Raw genomic sequence first — 24,389 nt, 5'->3', positions numbered from 1 at the left:
TCTCTAAATTTCACGGGCGTTTCTAAGCTGCGCCAATCGAGCGACTGTGGACTAAAAAATTGCGAAGGTTTAATAGCGGTTAAGAAAGAGTTTGATGGAATTAAGAAAAAGTACTCGATGTTACCTGAGAGAGCCGTTCCTACCGATATTGATCAGGCTCGCTTATAGATGATTTTGCGCCTCGGAACTTATTCCTACAGAATGCCGTCTCCTACTAATAAGATTTAGAACGAGTGGCTTCTTAACCGTTTGCGTCAGATGCCGCTATCTTCTGCTCCTTAATATTGTATAGTTCGATAATCTCGAACAATTAAACTATAGCATGACAAATGAAAAAATCTCTAGTCTAAAAATAAGCAGAATTTTCTTACGCTTTTAATTGAGCATTACGACGCCCGCTATCGATTATTGATTGAATGAGAGTAATCTACCATCCTGAGCTGAAAAACATTTCTTTAGCAGGGGTCTTGTATGCTTTGGGCGACCCTGTGCGATTAGAAATCGTGCGTCGATTAGCCGAAGAGACAGAGCAACCCTGTGCTGCCTTGGATTGCTCCTTGGCTAAATCAACGATGTCTCATCATTTCCGAATTCTACGAGAGTCGGGTATTTTGTACAGTCGCAAAGAAGGGACACAATACATCAACTCCCTGCGACGGGCGGATCTCGATGCGCTGTTTCCAGGATTGCTGGCGGCTGTTCTAGGCTCGATGCAAGCGGTAAGAACGCAGTAAGATTCCGCTGCTTCAGCTAAATTTGGTGTTTCATTGACTGGGCTAAGTTGTTGCTTCACGCGTTAAGGTCTTTTGCGCGAGCTTGGTAAGTTGTCGAATTTGATTGATATCGGGCGCGAGTAGTTCTGTTTGAAGGAGCGCACTGTTGTGAGCATCCAGCCAAAGCAAGTATTCAATGTTTCCTGCTGGCCCTAATAGCGGCGACCAGGTGAGTCCTCGGTAACGCCAGCCCAAAGCTTGAGCCGATTGAAGTACCTGAGCGATCGCATTGGCCTGATCGTCTGGATCGCGCACGACCCCTTTTTTGCCCACGCGATCGCGTCCGACTTCAAACTGAGGTTTTACCAGCAGTACGATTTCTCGCGGATCGCGTAATAACGTCCACAGTGCAGGTAATACTTTTGCCAATGAAATAAACGAAACATCCACAACGCCTAAATTGGGCATTGGTTGCTCAGAGGAATACAATTCTTCGGGGGTCAAGTGACGAATGTTCGTTCGTTCGCGCAAAATCACGCGCGGATCTTGTCGCAGCGTCCACGCGACTTGTCCGTATCCCACATCAATTCCATAAACGAGGGCTGCACCCGCTTGCAGCAGACAATCCGTAAAGCCTCCAGTCGAAATGCCGCCATCGAGACAATGGCGATCGCGCACCTCGATCTGAAACTCTTGCAGTGCTTTGGCTAACTTCTCGCCTCCACGAGAGACATACTGCGATCGCTGCTTCACCGCAATTTGGGCAGACACATCGACCTCTGTTCCCGGCTTATCAACCATTTGCCGATTCACCGTCACTTCTCCAGCTTGAATCAACCGTTGCGCCTGCTGCCGCGAGGAACAAAGGTCAAGATCGACAAGTAGGGTATCGAGGCGTTGTTTCAAGAGATGAAGGATGAGAGGTTAAATCGAGGGATGAGGGATGAGAGGTTAAATGCCTCAGATCTGAAGCACTTGGCACTCTCGCACCAGTATTCTAAGCTCTCAGATAAACTATACCGTGAGTCCTCTCGCGTTATTCATCCCTCATCCCTCATCCCTCATCCCTCATCCCTCATCCCTCATCCCTCCATGCTGCACGGCTTCATTCCCCGCGATCGCTATTTTCCTTACCTCACTTGGACAGATGTTCAAGCCATGCCTGATCAAGAAAATGTTGTCATTATTCAACCCATTGGCTCGATCGAGCAGCACGGGCCTCATTTACCACTTGTCGTCGATTCAGCAATTAGCGCTTCGGTGTTAGGAAAAGCGCTACAGCAGCTAGATCCAACAATTCCTGCCTACGCGCTGCCCATGTTGTATTACGGCAAGTCGAATGAGCATTGGCATTTTCCCGGCACAATTACCCTCAGCGCTCAGACCTTGCTCGCGGTGTTGATGGATGTTGCAGAAAGCGTCTACAGAGCAGGATTTCGTAAACTAATTCTTATGAATTCTCATGGCGGACAGCCCCAAATTCTAGAGATTGCTGCCCGTGATTTGCATCAGCAGCACGAAGATTTCGCTGTCTTTCCGCTATTCACCTGGAAAGTTCCTCTAATAGGCAAAATCGCTCAGGATCTTTTATCACCAAAAGAACTAGAATTAGGCATTCACGCAGGGGACGCAGAAACAAGTCTGTTGCTGTCAATTCTGCCAGAGCAGGTCAAGATGGATCGTGCCGCCGCAGAATATCCATTAGGCGAGCCTCGCGCGGATGTTCTAAGTATGGAGGGAGCATTACCGTTTGCTTGGATGACACGGGATCTTAGTCGGAGTGGTGTGTTGGGCGATCCGACAACTGCTTCACAGGAGAAGGGCGATCGCATCCTCGAAGTGTTAGCCACGGGTTGGGTACAAGTCATTCAAGATGTTCATTCATTTCAATTGCCGCAAGCGTGGCGATCCTCTGATAAGTAGCTTTTTTAAGTCGTTTTCTTAAGAAGGGTTAACCTCAGCTAACCTTTGTTTAAATCCTGTTTTCTAATTCGTCATTACAGTAAGTTGCATTATTTATTACAGCATTCTCTTCACCATCACTGGAGATGTACTATGGACGAGCTTAACGTTAGTGTTCCAGTACCTCAGACGATTCAAGAATTAGATGAAGCCGTGAGACAGTTCAATCGCAGCGACTGGAGCGGAGATCGGCTCTATCAGCATTGGCGGGCCATTCGTGACGCTTCGTTGGAGCAGTTGCCAAGTGAATGTGAGTTATACCCAGTTCCAGGATCAGATAGCTATTAGGTGAGTGAGGGGTGAATCGCTAAAGTAATTCGCCCCTCGCTTTTAGCAGATTTATTGAGCAGATTTAAGGAAGTCGGCGGGTGATCCCCATTTTGTTTCACTTGGGCGACAGATCCTCGTGAGGGTAGGGTCGTGTTACAGCCAAGTGTCGTCATAAGATTAGCTACCCAATCTGGCAGCGAGATATACCTTGTAGGGTGCGCTATACCAGATGAGTGATGTCGAAGTCACGATTAATCTTTTACGTTTAATTGATTAAGCAATCAACCAGTCGTTAGTCTTTTAACTAGGGATACAAGCGTGAAATATCGACAACTTGGCAGTAGCGATCTCAATGTTTCTGAGCTGATTTTAGGCTCCTGGCTAACCTACAGTGGCGGCGTGGAACGGCAACAAGCTGAAGCGTGCATTCACAAAGCGTTTGATGTGGGCATTAACACTATCGATACTGCCAATGTGTATGGACGAGGGGCTGCAGAATCATTGCTGGGTGAAGTGTTGCAAGGCATCGATCGCACCTCATACATTTTGGCAACGAAAATCTTTTTTCCAATGTCGGACACGGATCAGGGATTATCTGCTGCCCAGATTCATAAGCAAATTGATGCTTCACTCCAGCGCCTCCGCACCGATTATGTAGACCTCTATCAGTGCCATCGTTATGACGTAAATACTCCTCTAGAAGAGACGATGACAGCATTGACGGAGGTAGTACAGCAAGGAAAAGCCCGTTACATTGGCTTTAGTGAGTGGAGTCCTGCCCAGATTCAAGCCGCATTGAATTTGCCTAATGTGGAAAAATTTGTCTCTAGCCAGCCGCAATATTCCATGCTCCGGCGTAAACCAGAAGCAGAAGTGTTTCCCTTATGTGCGGCGAATGGCATAGGTCAGATTGTCTGGTCTCCCTTGGCACAAGGCGTTCTCACCGGAAAATATAAACCGGGAGAAGCTCCCCCTCAAGACTCTCGCGCAGCTAATGATCAGATGAATGGGTTTATGGGAGACTTACGGAGCGATCGCACCCTAAGTGCTGTGCAAAACCTGAAGCCGATCGCCCAGCGATTAAACCTTACAATGGCGCAGTTAGCGCTAGCGTGGGTATTACGGGATGAGCGGGTGTCTTCTACCATTATTGGGGCAACTCGTCCCGAACAAGTAGCAGATAATGCCGGAGCATCTGGAGTTCAACTGAGTGATGAGGTATTACAAGAAATTGATCAAGTGCTTGCGCCTACTCTGTCTCAAACAAGTGCCCGATAATGCACAAATTACCGTTGTCTGCTTAGGTTAGAGAACAGTAACTTGTGCTATTTCAGAATGAGAAAATGCAATTGCTAGCAGCCATAACCGTTGCTACATTGGTCATTGTGCAGGCTCCAGCAAAGCAGCACTTAAAGCAGCGAGATGATTGACTCCAGAACTGTCTTAGGATCGTGGATTGAATTACTCCAACACTTGCATAGCTCCGGGTTGCCCTCATCCCCTAACCCCTTCTCCCGTAGGAGAAGGAGAACCAGAGTCTTGCTCTCTCCTACGGGAGAGGGTTGGGGTGAGGGCGAATCCAGCTTTATTTAATCCATGATCCTTAAGCGACTGCATAAGCTCGTTGTCGGATAGGAATTTCAATCACAAACTCGGTCTTTTCGCCAAAAGTAGAAAAACATTCTAGTTTGCCGCCGTGTCTCTCAGTCACAATTTGGTAGCTGATGGGCATCCCCATCCCTGTTCCTTTACCAATAGTCTTCGTCGTAAAGAACGGGTCGAAGATTCGTTGTTTGATTGATTCTGGCATCCCCAGTCCGTTGTCCAGAATTGCAATCTTGACTGACTGAGACTGACTGACCGATGTGCGAATGATAATTCGACTAGGGTTCTCTTTGATTTCCTGATAAGTTCGCTTAGCATCGGCCTCCTCTAAGGCATCGATCGCATTCGCCAGAATGTTCATCACCACTTGATTGAGTTGTCCGGGATAGCATTCTACCTGGGGTAACTGGCTGTACTCTTTGATAATCTCAATCTCTGGGCGTTCGGCTCTAGCGTCTAAACGGTGCTGCAAAATCATGAGCGTGCTATCAATACCTTCATGAAGATCAACGCACTTAAATTCGGCTTCATCCATTCGTGAGAAGTTTCGCAGTGACAGCACGATTTGCCGAATCCGATCGGTTCCTACTCTCATAGACTTTAGAGTCTTAGGTAGGTCTTTCTGCAAAAAGTCTAGGTCGATTTCGCTCGCCTCTGCTTGAATTTCAGGAGCCAAATGCGCACTGTGCTTTTGATAGAGCTGTAAGACGTGCATCAAATCCTGAGCATACTCCTGCACGTGAACGAGATTGCCGTGAATAAAGTTGACTGGATTATTAATTTCATGCGCGACTCCCGCTACCATCTGCCCTAGACTAGACATCTTTTCGGTCTGGATTAAGTGAGTCTGAGCCTGTTGCAGATCTGCTAATGCCTTGGAAAGATGTTGATTTTTCTCGTTTAACTCCTGGGTGCGCTGTTCAACCTTTTGTTCCAAAGTGTTGTAAAGTGTAGCGTTTTGCAGAGAAATCGCTGCCTGGGCCATCAGGAGTTGTAAGACTTCAATGCGATCGCTAGTGAACGCCCCTAGCGTCAGGTTATTTTCCAGATATAGAATTCCAATGAGTTCACCCCGATTCCGAATCGACATGCACAGGACACTTTTGGGCTGCTGTACAAGGATGTAAGGATCGGTTGAGAAGGGCGCTTCCGTCCGGGCATCGGCGATCACTAGGGTTTCAAAGGTACGAGCCACGTAGTTGAGAATAGACTGTGGCATCACGCGGCTAGACTCGATTGGAATGGGTAGTTGCGAAGTTGTTCCTCCTACGGGCAATTGCATCGTTGCCTCAGCTTCATTGCCAGCTTGGGCTGCAACTACCCACTGTTTATCCTGGTATAGCATCAGCACACTTTTCTGTGCGCCAGCATTCTCAATGACCACGCGCATCAGGTTGGCTAACAACTGATCGAGTTGAATTTCGCCTGAGAGGGCTTGAGAGGCTTTGATCACCGTCGTCAAATCCAAGGCTTTAGAACCATCTAAACTGCTACTTAAGCCAGAACTGGTCGTTGTAGTAGAGGCGATCGCACTTCGTTTGAGTGGAGTTCTTTCAGGTTGCGATACAAGGGTGAGCAGCGTTGGATATTCCTGCTCTAAGTGATTTACCTTTGTCTTTGCGCCCCAGCGAACATAGGCATAGTAAGCATCCGTTAGATAGACCTGAGCAATTTTGGCTTTGTCCCACTCCAGGTAAAACTTGCCCGCCAGTTCGTAAGCGAGCGCCTCTTCCTGGCGGAAATGATTCGCAGTTGCTCCAGCGATCGCATGATCATACTGCTCCATTGCGATCGTGAATTGTTCCAAGACCCGACACCGCTCTGCTTCAACGAGGTGAAACTTGTGCAGAAAATTCATCGGTGCAGAGCCTGCCCATTGCAACATTTTCTCCTGGTTGCTCTGCACCTTCTCCAAAATTGTCGTCTGCTCCGTTCCGGTTGCCGTTGCATAAATGGCTAATTTTGCGAGTGAATCATAGAAGTAGAACGCCGGGACGAAGTACAAGCCTGAGACGCCGTCAATGTAGCGTTCTGCTAGTTCTGCGAAGTGAGCGGCTTGCTCAACGTCTCCTAATAGATAGCTCAAAATTAGTTTGTTGAGATAGACCTGATACAGGGCGTATCGGTCATCTGCTTGCTCATGAAGTGTCAGCAACCGTTCTTCGTCATACGCTTCACCTGCTAAGCAAGTCGGGTTCTCCGGCGATTCGAGCAAATTCAAGATAGCCTGTCGATAAATCTCGTGATAGGTCAGTGTGTGAGTTTGCTTGATTTGAGCCAGTGCATTACTGTGAGTCGCAAATTGTTCTGCCAGTTTATTGAGTTCCCGTCCACAGAAGTAGGCATACTCGTTGTGATGCAGAATGCAGTAGGCTGCATACTCAATATCCCCAGTTTCCAATCCCGTGTAATACCCTTCCATGAGAGGATCTAGTGAGGCTTTTAGAAGTTGCTGCCAGTGGACGGTCATGCCATAGACCATCGTGAAAGTTTTCGCCTTAATGCTTTTAGCATTGAGTTGATCTAATAAACGAATTGCCAGTTGTCCAAATTGATATCCGGTTTCAGTGTCTCCTGTAGTAGACAGCAAAAGCCCATAATTCGCGTAGGCAAAAGCAGACCACTCGGAGTTTCCATACTTCAGAGACAGGTTTACTTTCTCACAAATCACTAAGGGCAGCAGGGGCGGAAAACACACGAACGTAATTGAGATCAGCGTAGCTAAGATTCGCATTGCTGCCAGTTTCTCAGGCAGTTGCATCAGAGGTAGATGAATGAGCGCATCAGGCTCTCGTTCGACCAACGCCGTTTGAATGTGTTGCAGAGCATGTTCAGCATCCGACGCGGTAGGAGCCGTTGGCAGGTCAACCTCCAGCAGGCGCAGCACCGATAAAGCGAGTGCCAATGCCTCTGCTAGTCGATTCTGAGCAATGTTTGCTTGAATTTTGATCTCATAAACCTGAATCTGATCCAGCAACGTTCTAGCTTTCTGCAACACCTGTTCCGTCAGTTGATCCATCTGCTCCAGTTCACCGTTGAGGTAAGCCACCTCTACTGCTTCTGAATACAGCATCAGTGTTAGCTCATATTCTCGCTCCCAAGCATCCGTTGGCAGCAAGTTCCGCCCAATGGTGAAATAGCCAGATGCTGCGCTGTACGCTGCTGCCGCCACTGCTTTGCGCCCTGCTTGTAGGTTAAGTCGCACTAGCTTCTGCTGCTCGGTCGGGTCGCTAATTAATGCTGCACCTAAATTTAGTTGATTGACTATCTCAAAGAGTTTCTCATCTCTCTCCTCAGCAATTTGATTCAGCAGTTGACCGATTCGTAAATGAGTGGCCTGTTTCTGCTCATCGGGAATGAGCAGATACGCTGCTTGTTGAACGCGATCGTGGAAAAATTTGTAATTGGGTGACTGGTCAGATGCGTCCTGGCTACCGATGATTAAGGAACCCTCATCGCCATCGTGAAACATCTTGTACTCATCCCCAGTCGGCAAGAGGAATCCTTCCTGCAAGGCAACCCATAGATCTTTGGCAATTTCGTTATGCGATCGCTCACAGACAACAGATAGGGTCGCTAGATCAAACTGGTTGCCGATACATGCCGCCAGCTTGAGGACAGTTTGAGTCGCATCGGGCAACTTCTGCAACTGAAGCCGCATAAACTCCACAATGTCAGCATCTAGGGACAGGATTTTGATTTGCTCTAGGTTAGATTGCCACTTGCCGATCTTAACGTCAAAGGCAATCAGACCGTCCTCATGCAGAGATTTGAGGAATTGGGTCGTGAAGAAGGGATTGCCGTTGGTTTTGCGATAGATCAGGTCACTGAGGGGTTGTGCTTCTGCTGACGTGTAATTAAGGGTATCTGCCATCAGACGATTGACATGGGCTGGAGTCAAGGGCGCTAGAGCGATCGTCGTGACAGGCGTTCCGGCTTCGCAGATCTCGTCCACTGATAGGATCAGCGGATGGCTGGGGGAAACTTCGTTATCGCGATAGGCTCCAATGAGTAGTAAATCGTGACTTTCAGTGCCACTCATGAGCAGTCGCATCAGCTTGAGCGATGCTGCATCTGCCCACTGCAAGTCATCGAGAAAAATCACCAGGGGATGGTCGGGTGTTGTAAAGACTTGGATGAACTTTTGGAACAGAACATTGAAGCGGTTCTGCACTGCACTGCTCGCCAATTCTGGAGCAGGGACTTGCTCACCAATGATGCGCTCTAGCTCTGGGATAACCTCAGTGATCACTTGAGCATTTTCGCCCAACGCTTTCAAGATTTTGAGTTTCCACCGTTCTACCTGAGCATCGCTTTCAGTCAACAATTGCCCTGTCAGATCGCGAAATGCCTGCACAAAAGCGGAAAGGGGAATGTTGCGCTGGAACTGGTCAAACTTGCCTCTAATGAAGTAGCCTCGTTGCCGCAGAATGGGCTTGTGAACTTCGTTGACCACAGCAGTCTTGCCAATACCAGAGAAGCCCGCAACGAGGACGAGTTCGCTTCTTGAGGAATGAGACGTAAGGGCCACAGAGCAAGACGTCTCTGACTCCTGGCTCTGTGTCACTCGCTCAAATGCGGCTAACAACTGGGCCACTTCTTGCTCTCGACCGTAAAGTTTTTCGGGAATGATGAAGTGATTTGAGATGTCTCGCTGTCCCAATGGAAAGAGAGCAATTGTTCCGTGATCTTGCCACTGGTGCAGGCAGATCTCCAAATCATGCTTCAAGCCCAGAGCGCTCTGATATCGGTCTTCCGCATTCTTTGACATCAGTTTGCTGACAATGGCTGAAACCATTAATGGAATGGCGGCATTGAGTTGATGAACTGTCGGAGGCTGTTTAGCAATATGACAGTGCACCAACTCCATCGGATCATCCGAATGAAAGGGCAACCGACCCGTCAGCAGTTCAAAGCAGGTAATGCCCAGAGAGTAGAAATCGGTGCGGTAGTCAATGCCGCGATTCATGCGCCCCGTTTGTTCGGGCGAGAGATAGGCCAGTGTGCCTTCTAAAACGTTTGGGCTGGTGAGGGTTTGCGTTTCACGCGGCAACCGGGACGCCACGCTAAAGTCAATCAGCTTGACTTGCCCCGTGGTGGGATTGATCAAAATGTTGGCAGGCTTGATGTCCTTGTGGATGATGCGATGGTGATAAAGCCGATCGAGAATGTCAGCAAGGGCGATCGCAATCCGCAGAAATTCCGCCAGAAACTTTACGCTTCCCGACTCTCTACCGCCTCGGTTTTTGATAGGACTATACTCCTTCAGCGAAATTCCGCCAAAGTCCTCCATCACCAGAGCAAACCCATTGTGGTAAGGCTCGAGGCTATAAGGACGAACCACTCCCGGTGAATCAAGCTGTCGGATCAGAGTGTACTGATTCTTGAACTGCAACAGTTCTGTGAAGCTGGGATAAGGGTTTTTGAGTAACTTGATCACAACAGTTCGTTGCTTCGATTCCTGATAGCCGGAATAAACGAGAGTTCTAGAACCGTCGTAGATAGTTTCTCGAATTTGATACCCCTGGATCTGAATCTGCTTCATCATGATCCTTTAATGACTAAGTATAGCTAGTTAACTGCGCTAGTTTTCCCAGCTTCGGGGTCGTTTCATCTGTCTTGAGGGATAGATTTGTCAGTAAAGCGTAACTATACTAATAAAAATTTTGTAAAATTCGTAATTATACTTAAGCCGCATAGCAAGATTGAACATATGAATCAGAGAATTCAGTAATTTTACTTAAACAGTAAACACATCGACTTCCTAAGTATGAAAACTCGATTTTTTATCCGTGTTTAAACCGTTTCTTAAGTGCTTTATATAACAGCCTGCAGATTCTGTTCAGTCTCTCTGTTTAACTCTCTAGCCCAGATTTATTCCAATGTTATTAAGCTTTTAGAGAATATCCGTAATTCTTTTCTAAGTAATAAAACGGATATTACTTGATAGTTCTAAGTACAAGCTAAAGCAGTGAAGATTTCTTGAAAAATTTGAAATAAATCTACGTATTCCTAAATAAAATTTAGGAAAAAGCCCCTTTTTTCTAGATTTCTCAGTGAATCTACGCAAATAACATTCTCCGAGAAATTTCGCTATAGGCTAGCAGGTGAGTAGGTTATTCTATCGAACAGCTTCAGTGTTCTTAGCTTTCTTAATCCTAATTCTAGATTCTTCCGTAAGTATGCTCCGTAGGACTAAGCACGCTCTGTAAGACTAAGCACGCTCCGTAAGGCCCCTCTCGTATAAGGTTTTCGCGAAATTAATACTTTCCTACACGGCTTTATCAAGTGCGTGAAAGAGGCGTATGAGAAATTCGCGCAGTTACCGAGTTGCTGAGGTGCTTCAACTGGTATCGGTCAAGCAACATCTACAGGTAAGAACACGTATGGTATTGTCCACAAGAACGGCTCATTCTTCCTACCTAGTCGATCGCCTTCTGTCGGCTAAGGATGAAAACTTGTTCAATTACGTTAAGTTTCGGCTGATTGCCAAAGCTTTGCAGGAAGCCAATATTGAACATCCCCGCATCCTTGATCTGGGTTGTGCTGACAAAATTGCGCTACGCTATCTGTCTAATTTGGGTGTCGATTTTCAATACTGTGGCGTGGATTATGAGTCTCCATTTTCACCTGACATCTTGGCAGACATTCGGGAATCCAACCAAATCATTTCAAAACTTCCGTGGCAGCCTAACGTCATTTTTCTACTAGATGTTTTGGAGCATCTTGACGGACTCGAAATCGATATTCTCCAAATTCTTGAAGCGTGTTGTTCAATTTTGCCACCAGGCGGGCTTGTTGTTGTTACCATTCCGCAGATGTATCGGTTAGACCGATTCAAATTCAAGCATTTGCATTACAAAGAACACAAGATTCGGTTACGTCAAGACGAATGGTATAACCTTCTAAGTTGTGAACTGAAGGTTCGTAAGAGCCACGGGGTTGGATTGATTTCGGTCATTCCTTACCTGGTGATGTTCCACCGCCGCTATGAAAAGATTCCCTTCCTCATGCGTCTGTTTAAGCAACTGCGCGAGAAGACCCTGGAACAGCCATTTCTACGGGTTTTAGATTGGCATCTCAGTCGTTTGCTCGGTGGACTGCCATTTTTCCGGCAGTGGACAAACGATGTTCTGTTTGTTTGCGAAGTGCCTCGCTCCAATTCCCAGTCCTAAATCTTAGCTTTGAACTGTTTCAACTTCAAATGATGCAATTTGAAGTTGAAACTTAACTTCTCTGTGCTTGGCGCACAAGAATCAACTGTGGAACAAATCACAAGGATGCACAATGAATACTTTCCATCCCGATTTTTTGGGTGAGGTGGCTCGACGAGTAGGCATCAAACCTCATCCTAGCTGCCGCCAGTTTGTGGTGCAGCATCTCTATGAAGATACGCTGCGGTTGCTGCTGACCTCCCACCAGTTTTTTCCGATTGATGTTGTGATTGGCATTAGCTACTCTGGCAAGAAACAAGTCGTGAAAGCGTTGCAGGATCATGGAATTCGAGTGTTGACACCAGGATTCCATGAGTTGGAAGCAACTATTCAGACTGAATTGAAGGATAGCCTTGAGCGATGTCGTCAAGCAGATCACCAACTGCTTCTCCATGAGGTGGGTGGTTATGCTATCACGTGTTTCCACAACCACTATCGGGAATACTCGAACAGTGTTCGAGGAAGTGTTGAAATTACGAAGCAAGGAGTATGGGCGGCACAGCGTATTGACGATCTTTTAATTCCTCAGTTGAACTGTGCTGAGACAAGACTGAAGGAGATTGAAGGCGATTATGTCGGAGATGCAGTGGTGCTGTCTCTAGATACAATTCTGCGTGAGATTGGCTATGCGATCGCAGGGCGGTTAGCTCTCGTCAATGGCTATGGCTGGGTCGGGCGTGGAGTATGCCGCAGTCTACGAGCAAAAAACGTCGTCGTTGCCGCACACGATGTGGATGTGATTAAGAAGGTAGCCCTGAAGTTGGACGGCTTCCTATTGCAAGATGAACTGGATAGCTTCGATCGGGCTTCGATTGTGATTGGCGCGTCGGGGGTATGTTCGATTACGCCAGAGGTGATTGATCGGTTGAGCGATCGCACTATTCTGGTCAGTGCCAGTTCAAAAAAAATCGAGATTGATCTGGACTACTTGCATACTCAGGCACAATGGACGGAGTTTGTTCATCCCCATGTGCAAGCCTACCATCTCCCAAATCGCATTCTCTACCTGGTGAATCAGGGTTATCCTGTTAACTTTGTGGGCAGTAGCGTTCCTGATGAAATTGTTGAATTTCTATTTGCAGAAGCACTTATTTTGCTAGAGCAATTAGTTTCTAACGATTTTCCACCTGGAACGTTCCTGCTTTCGTCGGAGTTGGAAGAGATCCCAGCACAGGTCTGGTTGGATTTGCGTTAATTCTGGGGCATTGGTCAAAGCCTTTTAACCATAGGGTTGTTCAATCAGATCTGGGATTTTAGGGCGATATTTTTGATGGAGGGCAATGGTTGGGTGCAGATTACTTCTTTATGAGCTTACAGCAAGCCTCGTTTCTTCAGCTTTGTCAGTGCATCTTCGGCTGCTTGTTTTTCTGCATCCTTTTTACTGCGTCCTTTAGCCTCGCCATAGAGCTTATCGCCGACGTAAGCTTTAGCAATAAACTCTGGAGCATGATCCATTCCACCTACTTTTTCTGTCATATATTTTGGAGGAGTTGTTGCACCATTTGCTTGTGCCCATTCCTGAAATCGGTTTTTAGAATCTATAGTTGATCGGGATATAACAACCCCTTCGGGCACAGAATCAAATAGCTGCTTAACTAAAGAATAAACTGCTTCAATACTGCGGCTATTATCCAAATAGTAAGCTCCAACAACAGCTTCAAAAGTACTGCTCAAAAGGTTTGAATTTTGGTAGCCTCCATCTCGAATCATGCCCTGCCCCAGTCTCATCCTGAAGTCTAAACCTACTTCAATTGCAAATTTGGCAAGTTGTTTTTCGTCTACAAGAGCTGATCGCCGTCGCGTCATTTCATCCTCTCCCATCTCTGGATGACGCTGATAAAGATACTCACCGCTTAAAAATGTGAGAATGGCATCCCCTAGGAATTCTAGTCGCTCATTGTGTTCTGTTTCTCCAGGATTCTCATGTGCATAGGAACGGTGTGTTAACGCACGCCGCAGCAGCTTTTCGTCATTAAAAATCAAGAACTTATGCATTTTTTCCCTCGTTATAATCCTAGTTAAAATTGTCTTATAGGAACGGCTCTATTAAGTTAAAGCAAAAAACACTACTTTTTAGGAAGCCTAATTTTTCAAACTCAGCTTCCTAAAAAGAGCATAGGTGGAATCAATTTCTCTTCCTCCACTGAGGCGGATAGAGACTGTTACCGCGAGAATTATTGCAAGGGAAACAAGCAAGCCGCAAATTTTCTAGAGAGTGGGTTCCACCAAGACTTCTAGGAATTAAATGCTCACGAGTCAACTTCTCCAAAGGCAAGCAACAACCACACCACCAGCAGTACGAGCCATACAAGCGAACGAGTTGTTCCTTTTTGCTTGGTTGTTTTTTAGAATGCATACTGTTTTAACCTTCAATACGTTTACAGCAGCATCGGAACATCAAATAGACGAGCTATGCCGACCAAATTAATAAGGTCACCACATACCCTTTTACCTAGCGGTAAGCGTCTCAAGCGCATTACCTCCAAGCCTCACACCAGTGCACATCCAACATGCTGAACTAGCGTTTACTTGGGAGATTTGTCTAACCATTCAAATAAACGCTAACCCAGAATATCGGATATGCATTAATTTGAGAGTCGGAGGTAATGCCCATGAGACGAACACCAAGGATTGATATTCGTCTGCATAGCTCTATCGAAGCACACACAAATTCGCTTGTCAATATCTGAAATTGATCTAAATTCAGGCTCTGTGGAAGGAACAATTAGAACTCTAAGAATAGGCGGTGATGTTCTAGACGTGGGGATGGTGTAGTTCAAACTACTCAACTAAATTCATAGCGGTTGATGAGTAATCCAAATACTACATCGTGCAACCATTGCGACTTGAAAAACAGGCGAGAACCTGCTCAGTTTGATAGTCAATAGTTTGTCTTAGCAATATGCCGTTTTGCAATCGCGAACTTACTTACTAACATAAAGCATATTCTGAAACTTCTGCTAACATCTCCAGCGCTGAAAGTTCATAGTAACGATTTAGACAACGTCGTTGTCTAAATCGTTTCACATGGTGTTCTTGAGCTTGTTCTGCTGAAATACATCTTCACAGTAGCGCACTTATTCATTAAGCCATTCCTGAATCTGAGCAGCTAAATTGCCTCTGGATTGAGGTCAATCATTTCTTGGGTTGCGTAAGTTCCAATGGGACTCCAAAGAATATAAGGCAAAAGAAGCAACGCTGCCTGCCCTGATGTGAAAGACACAGCGATCGCGAGCAAAATTCCTAAAACTGCCCCTAGTCCACCAATAATTGTTCCGATCGCCAAGCTCCGCAGTCGTAGCGTCAAGGGAATGTAGGAAACCGTAACAATTTCGACCAGCAAATATACGCCCATTAGCAACCAAGTTTTGAGCGTTCCTGGTTCGTCAAGCCACACCAAAACAGCAGACCATGTGCCACAGGTAAATGCGATCGTCCAAATCAGCGGAATCAACGGTTGAACCATTGCTAACCAGGGAGGAAGATCTAACCGTTTCACCCATCGCAAATCTTGGCGTGGTCGAATTAAAAGACTTCCAAGCGAAACCAAAAACGCAACACTGGCGATGATTATCCAAGGTTTCATATCTGTACCTTCCCAATTTCAAATCACATCTGTGCTGCTCCTCTCCATAGTATTAATGTTAGAAATTGAACTCTAAGCATTCCTCACTCTCAAGATGGGCATCTACTGACAATTCACCTCGTATAAGTCTATAGAGTTAAGCCAAGAGATAAGAAGAGTTAAGCCAAACATCTAACTGGAGTTGGGTGGACGAAACCACAATCCTGCTCAAAATTGAGGGACTTAATCTTTGCTCTTTGAGTGGATTAGATACTGATAAAAAAATTGCTTACGTAGGAGAACTAATCATGGTGACAACACTAGATGATACAAAGCGGATGATGATTGGTGAACGCTTAGCCGATCTGAGAGCCTTTCAAAGTGCAATTCTTTCAAATGATCAGAAATTAATCGATGCTTGCCAGTACTCCGATGTTCGCGATCGCTTGCAAACGATGCTCGACGATGACCAGAAAAACCTGGGCATCATTGAGACGGTAATCGTGCAATATGGCATTCAAGCTGAACCAAGTGCTGCCACCAAGATTTTTATCTCGCAGTTCGAGCAAATGATGTCTAACGATGAGTTTGCGTTCTATCAAAAACTGCTTCACCATGAACTGGCGAAGCATGGTCAAGCCATGAGTGGTATCACGATTCACAAAGCAGCTCAGAAAGTCGGCGCAGATATTGAAGTCGCGATCGCGCCGTTGAACACCGTCAACTTTGAGAGTCGCGCTCATCAAGAGCAACTCAAAGGCCTACTCGAACAGGTAGGTGTACGGGAAATGACTGGACAAGATGCTGATCAAGGTCTGTGGGCACGGGTACAAGACTCGATCGCAGCCCTATCTGGGGTTGCAGGCAGTGTGCTGACTCACAACACTCACAAAGAAGATATGAACATCCAGACCTTGATTAGGCTGGATCACAACAAAGTGAATACGATCTTTACTGAAATTGGCGCAACAAAAGATCCGCAAAAGTTGCAGGAATATTTTGGGCAACTCTATAAAGACATATTGGTACATGCTCAAGCCGAAGAAGAAGTGGTCTATCCAAGAATTCGATCGTTCTACGGGGATGATAACACTCAGGAATTGTACGATGAGCAAGCCGAATGGCGACCCATGCTTGATGAAATTAAGGCAATGGATCCTGCCTCTGCCGATCAGTTCCGCTCGAAAATTAAAGATCTCATGGAACATCTAGGCGATCATATTCGCCAAGAAGAAAGCACCATGTTTGCTGCGATCGACAAGAATTGTAGCAGCGAACAAAAAGAGCAAATGGCGACGGAATTCAAAGCGGCGAAAACCAAGGTTCAGCAAGAAATGTCAACATCAATGCAGTAACTGTAATGATTTAGGTGCGTTATCACAGGTAGCGCACCTTGTTCTGACTTACGCTAACAATAGGTTCACTCAATTTTTCAGTCCCTAAACCGAGCAGTTCAACTGCCTCGGTAGGTGTTGTAAGAAGGAGAAGCCAACGATCTCAGCCATACTATTCAAGCCGTCTTCACGCTTCAGTTCTTCATACCAGTCGTCTTTTAACGAGTAAATTGTTAATGAGGCGGCGTAGGATGGGAGCAAAATTGTACAAGGTTAAGTGTAGAATGTTGCCCATCCTTCCTGGAGTCTCATTTTTCACATTGAATAACTGTGGTGAACGCCAACTGCTGGACACCGTGAAATGACGGGTGAATCATCTGCGATCGCAAGCTTGCGGCACGTGCCGACCCCCGGTAAACCTGCTTCCAAGCACTCCTATCCCCTTTATGCTGACCATACTGTGGCAATTGGGCGAGATTCCCGCTGTCATATTGTGGTCGATCCGGTTTTACATGCTTCTGTGTCGCGGCGTCATGTCGAGATTCGCCCCGCTGCCGAGCCAGGAACAGGGTCAAGGTGGTGGGTTTGTGATCTTGATAGCTCGAATGGTACGTATTTGAACGGAAAACGGTTGCGCGGTTGCCAGATGTTGCAAAGCCGCGATCGCATCACACTAGGACAGAGTGGGCCTGAATATATTTTCGAGTATTGCGCTCAAGAGCATCAGTCTCAGACCCTCGAAGTCTTGACTTTACCTCCTCAAGATACTCCTGTCGCTCCTATCGTCGAAGAAAGAGTTACGTTTACCCAACTGTTTCCGATCCTCTCCACAGGGCGAGATTTGACGCAAAAAGCTTATCTCGCGCCGAGTATGATCACTATCGGATTTGTGGTAGCGATGTTCTTGGCAGTTGGACAGGCGATCGTCTTCAATTTGCTCATTGCTGGATATCTAGCCCTAGCCGCTTACTATTTTGTTTACCAACTCTGCGGTAAGCACAAACCGTGGTGGGTTCCGGTCGCAGCGGCATTAGGCACAATTGCTCTACTCAGCAGTCCGGTTTTACCCTTGTCGATCTGGCTGTTTCGACAAGTCTTGCCCGGACGCGTACCAGAAGATGGAGAATCAATCAGTTTCTTAGTGCTGCTGATTCGGATGTTTTTTGGTGCAGGCTTGATGGAAGAGTTGCTGAAGGCGCTTCCTCTACTTGCGTTATTTGCGATCGGACGATTTTTGCCCGCGCCGTGGAATAGTCGCGTTGGCATCTGGGAGCCATTGGACGGTATCTTGCTGGGGGCCGCGTCTGCTGTTGGATTTACGCTGCTAGAAACCTTGGGACAGTATGTTCCAGAAATCATTCAAAATACGACGCTACAAGTCGGTGAAGGAGTGAATCAATTGAGAGGTCTACAACTCCTCATTCCTCGTTTGCTGGGGTCGATTTCGGGTCATATGGCCTATAGCGGCTATCTGGGTTACTTCATTGGACTAAGTGTTTTAAAGCCGAAACAAAGTGCTGTGATTCTGACCATTGGCTATCTGACTGCCGCTGGACTGCATGCGCTCTGGAATGCAATGGGGTGGGTTAGCCCGGTTGTTCTAGCGCTGGTGGGCATCCTATCCTATGCGTTTTTAGCGGCAGCTATCTTAAAAGCCCGTAGCTTATCGCCGACGCGATCGCAAAACTTTGCAACCCGATTGAAAGGCTAGAAGCTTGATTCTAAAGGATTTTGCTAATCCTGAATACTCTATAACCTGCTCGCCAAAAGATTTTCCTTCTTTAGAGAGAGGTTCCAAGAAATTGAACGCTCTACGCTCATAGCTAAAGACTGAGCTTTATTGCCTGTCTTCCTACCCACAAGCGCACAACGCTTCGGACGTTAGCAGAACCTATGACCCTGAACCTAGTTAATAAAAAAATCCTTCTACCGCTAAGCATCGCTATGCTTACGGTCTTTGCTGGAACTGTCAAAGCGCAAGCAGAAGAACCAGACGCCACAGATGCAACTTCTGTCTTATCCAATCAAGTTATACGGTCAGACTCGAACGCTTCATATCTAGAAGGAACTAAACCACAAGCCTCTGCTAAAGTTGCGGCTCCTATTCCAGGTCACTCGGTCACAAAAGCATCAGCACTATTAAGCCAAGCTCCCGAAGCAACTTTGTTAGCACAGTCTACTGATGGTTCATCGGGTTCACCGACTACGCCTGGTACACGTAACCCATCTACCGTTCCTGATACGGTTCCGCGTATTGATCCGGGTGCAACGAGTCCCGGGACTACCGATCCGAATGCTGTTCCAAGTGTTCCTGCAACCACGCCTGGTACACGCAACCCATCTACCGTTCCTGATACGGTTCCGGGTGGTATTGCTCCGAACACGACCAGTCCAACCATTATCTCGCCTGGTGGAACCCAGCCGGATACCACATTTCCGCAAACCCAGCCTTCCACTACACCGGATTCAACTACGCCTGGGACAACACCGGGAACGACTACACCGGATTCAACAACACCGGGAACGACTACACCGGATTCAACCACGCCTGTAACGCCACAATATACTCCAGGTACAACACCAGATACCACAACTCCAAACAACAACCTAATACCGCAGATCACACCGGGTCGTGCAACTCGTTCTGGTTCTAGCTATGTGGGTATTGGCGCTAACATTGGTGTTGGTGATGGCGACACGGCGCTGGGCGAGACCAGTTTTGAACTCTTTAGTAAGATTGGCTTAACCCGTTCTTTTTCAGCTCGTCCATCGGTTCAGTTTTCGGATGATGTGACTATTTTGCTTCCCATCACCTATGACTTTAACTTTGGCGCAGGTCCGGCAGGTCCAGTAGGAGGTGCGCTAGGTGTTCCGATCGCTCCATATGTTGGAATTGGCGCAGCAGTCTCAACGGGCGATGGTGGAGATGTTGCTTTGTTATTAACAGGCGGTGTTGATGTGCCTATCTCGCGTCAATTCACAGCAACAGCAGCCGTTAACGCTTCTGTAACAGGACAAGCGGCTGTCGGAATTCGAGTAGGGGTTGGTTACAACTTCGGCGGATTCTAATTGGTAAGGATTCGTAATCAAGATTGACTGATTATGAATCCTTCCACCCATAACATAAATGGCTGCTTCGAGATTGAGGCAGCCATTTATGTTATGGGTAAATTTACTTTGCTGGTGTTAGGTTGCTAAGGGAAGCATTACGGGTGCATTGTTGCTGCGATCGGGAATCGTTGTCTTCAATTCCTGGTGATAAACTCCAGAGGGAAGAACGCCACATCCGCCATGCCGCGCCATAATTCGCTGTTGTACTAACACATCTTCACCGCAATGATTCTCGGGAAGATCGTGCCAGAAGCTAAAGCCTCCTACACTGCGAATTTTTGCCACGTCATATAAAACGCATCCTGCAACCCAAGCGACTCGATAGGTGCGAGGTTGCTTTGGATTCAGGTTAAAATTTCGCTGAATGTGATAAAGGTTCGCTGCATTGTGGAGTTTCCAGCGCTCCCACTGCGGCATTCCAGGACAGATTGATTCAGGCTGAACAGATCTGTCCCAGAACTCGATTGCCTGCTCGTGAGGACGCACATCATCACTAAAACTCAGTCCAATCATGCCACTGCCAACAAAACCACATTCTTCCTCTTGAATAGTAGTCAGCAGTTGCTGAACAACAAAAGGCTCCAAAATTAGGTCGTCATCTAGAAAAAGAGCATACGGTGCTGTGGCTTGATCGAGCAAAAACTGGCGCTGTTCTGCGATGCCTCGTCGAGGCAAGTGCTGATGGGTTTGAATGGCGTCGGGGTTGGAACCAAGAACTGAGTGCAAAACTCGCAGTGCGGCTTGCACCTCTCCAGCAGCAAAAGCCCCTTGACATTCGCCGTTGGCATCCACACTTTCGGTCTGATCGGAGATGATGACTCTAAAATCCTTGTAGGTTTGAGCGATCAAACTCGTCAACGTCACTGCCAACGCTGCTGAACGATTGTAAGTAGGAATGAGGATATCAACAGTTGCCATGATAGAAGCATTGGTAAAATATCACAAAGCAGTCATCACTTTGATCAACTCGTTAGAGATATCGATCGCACCAAGTTCTTGCTTTGTAAACAGAACGCCAGCCAGAAAATAGATATTCTGAGAATAGAACGCTTGCTGATTTTGACGCAGTTTTGAAATGCAGTTTCTCACCTTTGGCTCAGAACTGTAGTAACCAAACTGAAGCGGCGTCACCATAAAATCTGCAACTGCATATCCGTGATCCAGTCCATGTTCGATGGTTTCTACTGGGTTTGAATAGCTAGAGATCAGCAGCATGGCGTTGGGGCAATCCAACGTCAGAAGTTTGTTTGTAATCGTCGCGCCATCGTCGCCACCATGTAACAGAGGCATACAGATGTTGTTATCTGGGGCAGGCAAGTAAGGCGGATTGGCAATCAAACAATCTGCATTGGGAGCATCAGCGTCAAAAAACGACTGATTGTGAACAACATACTTCTGGTCTAGTTCACACTGAGAGGCTCTAGAACAAGCAACTTGATGAGCAGAAGGATTTAGCTCGTAACCCTGAATCGTTCCGTTAAACTGGCTCCGCATCAGCGCATTAATAACAGGACTACCATCACCAGAGCCAAATTCAATAATGCTATTGGAATCGCGATGACGATTAAATACTAATCGCTCTAAACAATAAGAATAGAAATGAGATTCTTCAGGGCAGAAAAACACTTCCTGCTGAGAGTAAGCAGGAGTTGCATCAGGTAATCCCTGAGAAGTGACGTGCGATCGCCGCACGCGAGATCCAGTGAGTGTCATAGAGTCATCCCATAAATTATGCGTTGCACCCGTCATAGCTTGCTTAAAGTTAAGCTCGCTTTAAGGAGAAACCACAGGCAGCGGCTCAGCTTCCCATTGACGCAGCCGTGCCACGACTGCTTCGCTCGCTCGTTCGCCCATGATCTTTTCTTGGTCGTAGCCCAATACCAGTTGCCACGCTTCGTTGGGATACATATCCACTAGCGGCAGCGTCACGTTTTCAACCATCCAGCGTCCGTGTCGCTCGTCTTCGCGGATGTGGAGTTCCCAATATCCCATAGCGTCATCGGAGAGTCCGAGGCGCTGAGCGGCGGCGAGATAGTTGCGGTAGGCAGAAGGCCCAGCAACTTCAAAGTAAGCTAGACCCCCGTTGTAGCGCAGGAAGTGCCGCTTACATTCGGTGAGCAAAAAGTTGTGGTTTGTGCTGGCAAGAACTTGCCAGGGAACGAGATCGATATAGGCCTCGGGCTGCGTGTTTAAGCCGAGTTCGGTCATCATCAGCGCGAAAAATGTCGAATGCTTTCGAGACAGACGACCGTTGCCATATTCCTCAATCAGCACTCTGGTCAGGGTTGCCTGTACTTCGTTGGCTGCCCCACCCAAAATTCGGGTAAGCCGACTCGATTCGATCAGCCCATCAAAGGATGCGATCGCAATCAAATAACGATATCCCTCAAACGACAAGCGTTCTCTTAAATAGATCGCATCGTCAGATAAAGCAGGATTAAGATCGGCTTCGTAGCGATTGCTCAGCGCTCGCTTAAAGTCAAGTGACTTATAACTCTCGGCATCGACGTGAGACAGTTCCCACTGTTGCCAAGCGGCTTCGATCTGATTCCGAATCTTTTGCAGATACAGCGATCGCTCGTTGGTGTAATGGCTCAGATCGTCGTACCAAAAAAGATTGAGTCGATTGATCCGGTACAACACTCGTTGGATGAACCAATGGGCATCGTCCGAACCCTGCGGCGTTTGATAGGCTTCTGTCAACGCTTGCTTGAGCGTTGTTTCGAAATCGCTGATTTGAGCAATAGGGTGATCAAGCTGCTGGTCGAGATCTTCAAGCTCAATTAACGCACCGAAGCTTTTTTCCGCTTCGTAGTATGGATTTTGGATTTGCGCCTGAGTTGTAGCTGGAATAAGTTCCCGCGTTTTTAACGGCGTAGCTAGACTGCCTTGCATGTACCTTATTGCTTTTCTGTTACTTTATACTTCTCATAATTATTTATTACAGTTCACAAATGTAGCTTCCTAAGAGAGAGATCAACTCATCCAAGGACAGAGTTTCACTTCGGGTTTAATAGGAGCTTTCTTTAAGAAGATGAATGACTTTCATATTCCGTATGTTCCGCTTTTCAAATTAGTTAACCCTTAGCGAAACCAAGAGCAATGATGCTAAACCGTTGGCAAAATCAGAAGAATCGTTGTACGAGTAGTTTTACGAATGTGGAAAACAATAGGGAAAGCAACAGGATTGGCACGGAGGCTTTTGTCTAACGGAGATTAAGCAGAGGTTAAACTTAACCGCGATCGCAGGAGCCTTTATCTTGGGCAGAGCAGGCATACTTTTCGCTTCCTTCTAATCTGGAAGCCCTAGTCTTCTATAGAACCCATTTGGGATCTTTATAATAAAGAGATAAGGTACATCCAACTCTAAGATCTCGTCCTATGGCATATTCGAGCAGCTTCACTGATGCAGAATGGGAAATTCTTGAACCCCTGCTGCCTGAGATACTGCCGCCAAAGAAACGAACCCGACCAAGTAGCTGGACGACGCGGCAAATCCTCGATGGCATCTTTTATCAACTGAAGAATGGCTGTAATTGGGAAGACTTACCGAAAGACTTGCCGCCCTATTCAACGGTTTATTGGCATTACAAACAGTGGCGCGCGGCTGGAGCCATCGAAACCTTGAAGCAGGTGTTACATGAGCAAGTGCGAGAACAGGTAAAAAAAAACCGCAGTGGACTCGCTTAATCATGATTGATTCTCAAGCGGTCAAAAATACCTGTACGGCGAGTGTCGAGTCAAAAGGCTTCTGTTTCTACAAATCGACCAATGGCATTAAGCGGCATCTTGCCGTTGACACATTGGGGTTTCCCTTTTTCATCCATTGCACCAAAGCCAATGTCTCCGATGATGCTGGATTGATTGAGATGCTGACGCTCAACATCGATTATTTCAAGTCGAAACCCGTCAACATCCCGAAGATTACCATCTTGCTCGACCACGGCTATCACGTCGAGCATTTGGTAGCGGCGTTAGAGCAAGTTTATCCGCAGATGATGACGAAGATTCGGTTTCAGCTTTCCTCCAAACCCTCAAAGCAACAGAAGGCAGCGCAGGGCAAATCAGGATTTGTGCCAGTGGCAAAGCGGTGGATCATTGAACGCTCCAATGCTTGGATGGAACGGTGTAAGAGCTTGGTGAAGAACTTTGAGCGCTCCTTGAGTCATGCAACTGCCAAAATCAACCTCTGCTTTGTCAGGCTGATGCTGAAACGTCTTGCATCTACCGCCTGAGATCTCAAATGGGTTCTATACACTCTGCTCCTTTGAACTTGAGCCACAGCCTCTTTTTGGTAACAGTCTGCGATTTAATGGCCACGAACTGAGTTGTGGCTTCAAAAGCCTGTAGCCTCGTATTTTATTAAGGCTAGATTAATTAAAAGTTAAGTTTGATTAAATTCCTACGTATATATCAAGTTGACACATCTATCGGACCGTATATAGGTGTGCAGCTACTTGAGATAGCGAAAGCATCTACACTGAGGTACTTTTTTGACCTCCTACAAATTCTTGAGGTAGAACGTCGATGAAGTTTGTTGTCTCCATTTCCCCGAAGAGGGTTGAAGTGACCCCTTTAGTTCGGACAGAAGCACAAAAGATTTAAGCGTATCTAC

General features: G+C 46.8%; 19 protein-coding genes. 11 read left to right on the top strand and 8 right to left on the bottom strand.

All coding sequences use genetic code 11. The features are described from left to right. Positions 1-416: 416 nt before the first annotated feature. Entirely contained in the window at positions 417-734 is a 318-nt protein-coding gene (locus tag AC5JLB_RS30490) for an ArsR/SmtB family transcription factor (RefSeq protein ID WP_495877572.1), read from the top strand. A 42-nt stretch (positions 735-776) separates the two neighbouring features. On the opposite strand, the gene AC5JLB_RS30485 is transcribed toward AC5JLB_RS30490, so the two are convergent. After that, the gene (locus tag AC5JLB_RS30485; protein WP_495877571.1) at positions 777-1,619 is read right to left on the bottom strand and encodes a TlyA family RNA methyltransferase; all 843 of its coding nucleotides are present in this window, start codon (positions 1,617-1,619) and stop codon (positions 777-779) included. 30 nt (positions 1,620-1,649) lie between these two features. Between AC5JLB_RS30485 and AC5JLB_RS30480 the strand changes: the two genes are divergently transcribed. The 3 genes from AC5JLB_RS30480 to AC5JLB_RS30470 all read left to right on the top strand — a co-directional run bounded on the left by AC5JLB_RS30480 (position 1,650) and on the right by AC5JLB_RS30470 (position 4,223). Continuing rightward, positions 1,650-2,636, top strand: coding sequence for a creatininase family protein (locus AC5JLB_RS30480; RefSeq protein ID WP_495877570.1), 987 nt, complete (start codon positions 1,650-1,652; stop codon positions 2,634-2,636). A 132-nt stretch (positions 2,637-2,768) separates the two neighbouring features. Continuing rightward, entirely contained in the window at positions 2,769-2,963 is a 195-nt protein-coding gene (locus tag AC5JLB_RS30475; protein ID WP_495877569.1) for a hypothetical protein, read from the top strand. Positions 2,964-3,263: 300 nt separating this feature from the next. Then, complete coding sequence (locus tag AC5JLB_RS30470; RefSeq protein ID WP_495877568.1) at positions 3,264-4,223, top strand: aldo/keto reductase family protein; 960 nt, start codon at positions 3,264-3,266, stop codon at positions 4,221-4,223. 325 nt (positions 4,224-4,548) lie between these two features. On the opposite strand, the gene AC5JLB_RS30465 is transcribed toward AC5JLB_RS30470, so the two are convergent. Beyond that, positions 4,549-10,098 carry a trifunctional serine/threonine-protein kinase/ATP-binding protein/sensor histidine kinase gene (locus tag AC5JLB_RS30465; RefSeq protein WP_495877567.1) on the bottom strand — a complete coding sequence of 1,850 codons (5,550 nt, stop codon included), beginning with the start codon at positions 10,096-10,098 and terminating at the stop codon, positions 4,549-4,551. 838 nt (positions 10,099-10,936) lie between these two features. Here AC5JLB_RS30465 and AC5JLB_RS30460 point away from each other — a divergent pair. After that, a complete protein-coding gene (locus tag AC5JLB_RS30460) occupies positions 10,937-11,725 on the top strand; it encodes a class I SAM-dependent methyltransferase (protein WP_495877566.1) in 789 nt (262 codons plus the stop codon). 112 nt (positions 11,726-11,837) lie between these two features. Next, on the top strand, positions 11,838-12,959 hold the full coding sequence (locus tag AC5JLB_RS30455; protein ID WP_495877565.1) for a Rossmann-fold NAD(P)-binding domain-containing protein: 1,122 nt from the start codon (positions 11,838-11,840) through the stop codon (positions 12,957-12,959). Between the two features lie 116 nt (positions 12,960-13,075). On the opposite strand, the gene rnc is transcribed toward AC5JLB_RS30455, so the two are convergent. The 3 genes from rnc to AC5JLB_RS30440 form a co-directional block, all read right to left on the bottom strand. After that, the gene (gene rnc / locus AC5JLB_RS30450; RefSeq protein WP_495877564.1) at positions 13,076-13,759 is read right to left on the bottom strand and encodes a ribonuclease III; all 684 of its coding nucleotides are present in this window, start codon (positions 13,757-13,759) and stop codon (positions 13,076-13,078) included. Between the two features lie 130 nt (positions 13,760-13,889). Next, on the bottom strand, positions 13,890-14,120 hold the full coding sequence (locus AC5JLB_RS30445; protein WP_495877563.1) for an HNH endonuclease: 231 nt from the start codon (positions 14,118-14,120) through the stop codon (positions 13,890-13,892). A gap of 753 nt (positions 14,121-14,873) precedes the next feature. Beyond that, positions 14,874-15,350 (bottom strand): TspO/MBR family protein, encoded by a 477-nt coding sequence (locus AC5JLB_RS30440; RefSeq protein ID WP_495877562.1) that lies wholly within the window; start codon positions 15,348-15,350, stop codon positions 14,874-14,876. Between the two features lie 287 nt (positions 15,351-15,637). Here AC5JLB_RS30440 and AC5JLB_RS30435 point away from each other — a divergent pair, with 287 nt between their 5' ends. From AC5JLB_RS30435 to AC5JLB_RS30425, 3 genes are all read left to right on the top strand, one after another. Beyond that, positions 15,638-16,684 (top strand): hemerythrin domain-containing protein, encoded by a 1,047-nt coding sequence (locus tag AC5JLB_RS30435; protein ID WP_495877561.1) that lies wholly within the window; start codon positions 15,638-15,640, stop codon positions 16,682-16,684. Positions 16,685-17,024: 340 nt separating this feature from the next. Continuing rightward, complete coding sequence (locus tag AC5JLB_RS30430) at positions 17,025-18,374, top strand: PrsW family glutamic-type intramembrane protease (protein ID WP_495877560.1); 1,350 nt, start codon at positions 17,025-17,027, stop codon at positions 18,372-18,374. 233 nt (positions 18,375-18,607) lie between these two features. Next, the gene (locus tag AC5JLB_RS30425) at positions 18,608-19,732 is read left to right on the top strand and encodes a hypothetical protein (protein WP_495877559.1); all 1,125 of its coding nucleotides are present in this window, start codon (positions 18,608-18,610) and stop codon (positions 19,730-19,732) included. Between the two features lie 117 nt (positions 19,733-19,849). On the opposite strand, the gene AC5JLB_RS30420 is transcribed toward AC5JLB_RS30425, so the two are convergent. From AC5JLB_RS30420 to AC5JLB_RS30410, 3 genes are read right to left on the bottom strand one after another with little or no spacing between them, the layout of a single operon-like run. Continuing rightward, positions 19,850-20,692 carry a glycosyltransferase family 2 protein gene (locus AC5JLB_RS30420; RefSeq protein WP_495877558.1) on the bottom strand — a complete coding sequence of 281 codons (843 nt, stop codon included), beginning with the start codon at positions 20,690-20,692 and terminating at the stop codon, positions 19,850-19,852. 21 nt (positions 20,693-20,713) lie between these two features. After that, on the bottom strand, positions 20,714-21,487 hold the full coding sequence (locus AC5JLB_RS30415; RefSeq protein WP_495877557.1) for an SAM-dependent methyltransferase: 774 nt from the start codon (positions 21,485-21,487) through the stop codon (positions 20,714-20,716). Positions 21,488-21,547: 60 nt separating this feature from the next. Further along, on the bottom strand, positions 21,548-22,669 hold the full coding sequence (locus AC5JLB_RS30410; RefSeq protein WP_495877556.1) for an iron-containing redox enzyme family protein: 1,122 nt from the start codon (positions 22,667-22,669) through the stop codon (positions 21,548-21,550). Between the two features lie 486 nt (positions 22,670-23,155). On the opposite strand from AC5JLB_RS30410, the gene AC5JLB_RS30405 reads away from it, so the two are divergent. Next, the gene (locus tag AC5JLB_RS30405) at positions 23,156-23,464 is read left to right on the top strand and encodes a transposase (RefSeq protein ID WP_495877555.1); all 309 of its coding nucleotides are present in this window, start codon (positions 23,156-23,158) and stop codon (positions 23,462-23,464) included. Between the two features lie 2 nt (positions 23,465-23,466). Then, entirely contained in the window at positions 23,467-24,009 is a 543-nt protein-coding gene (locus AC5JLB_RS30400; protein ID WP_495877554.1) for a transposase, read from the top strand. Positions 24,010-24,389 lie beyond the last annotated feature (380 nt).

The organism is Myxacorys chilensis, from assembly GCF_059505265.1.
The sequence above is the reverse complement of the archived record's forward strand: the minus strand, read 5'-3'. Positions and strand labels throughout refer to the sequence as shown.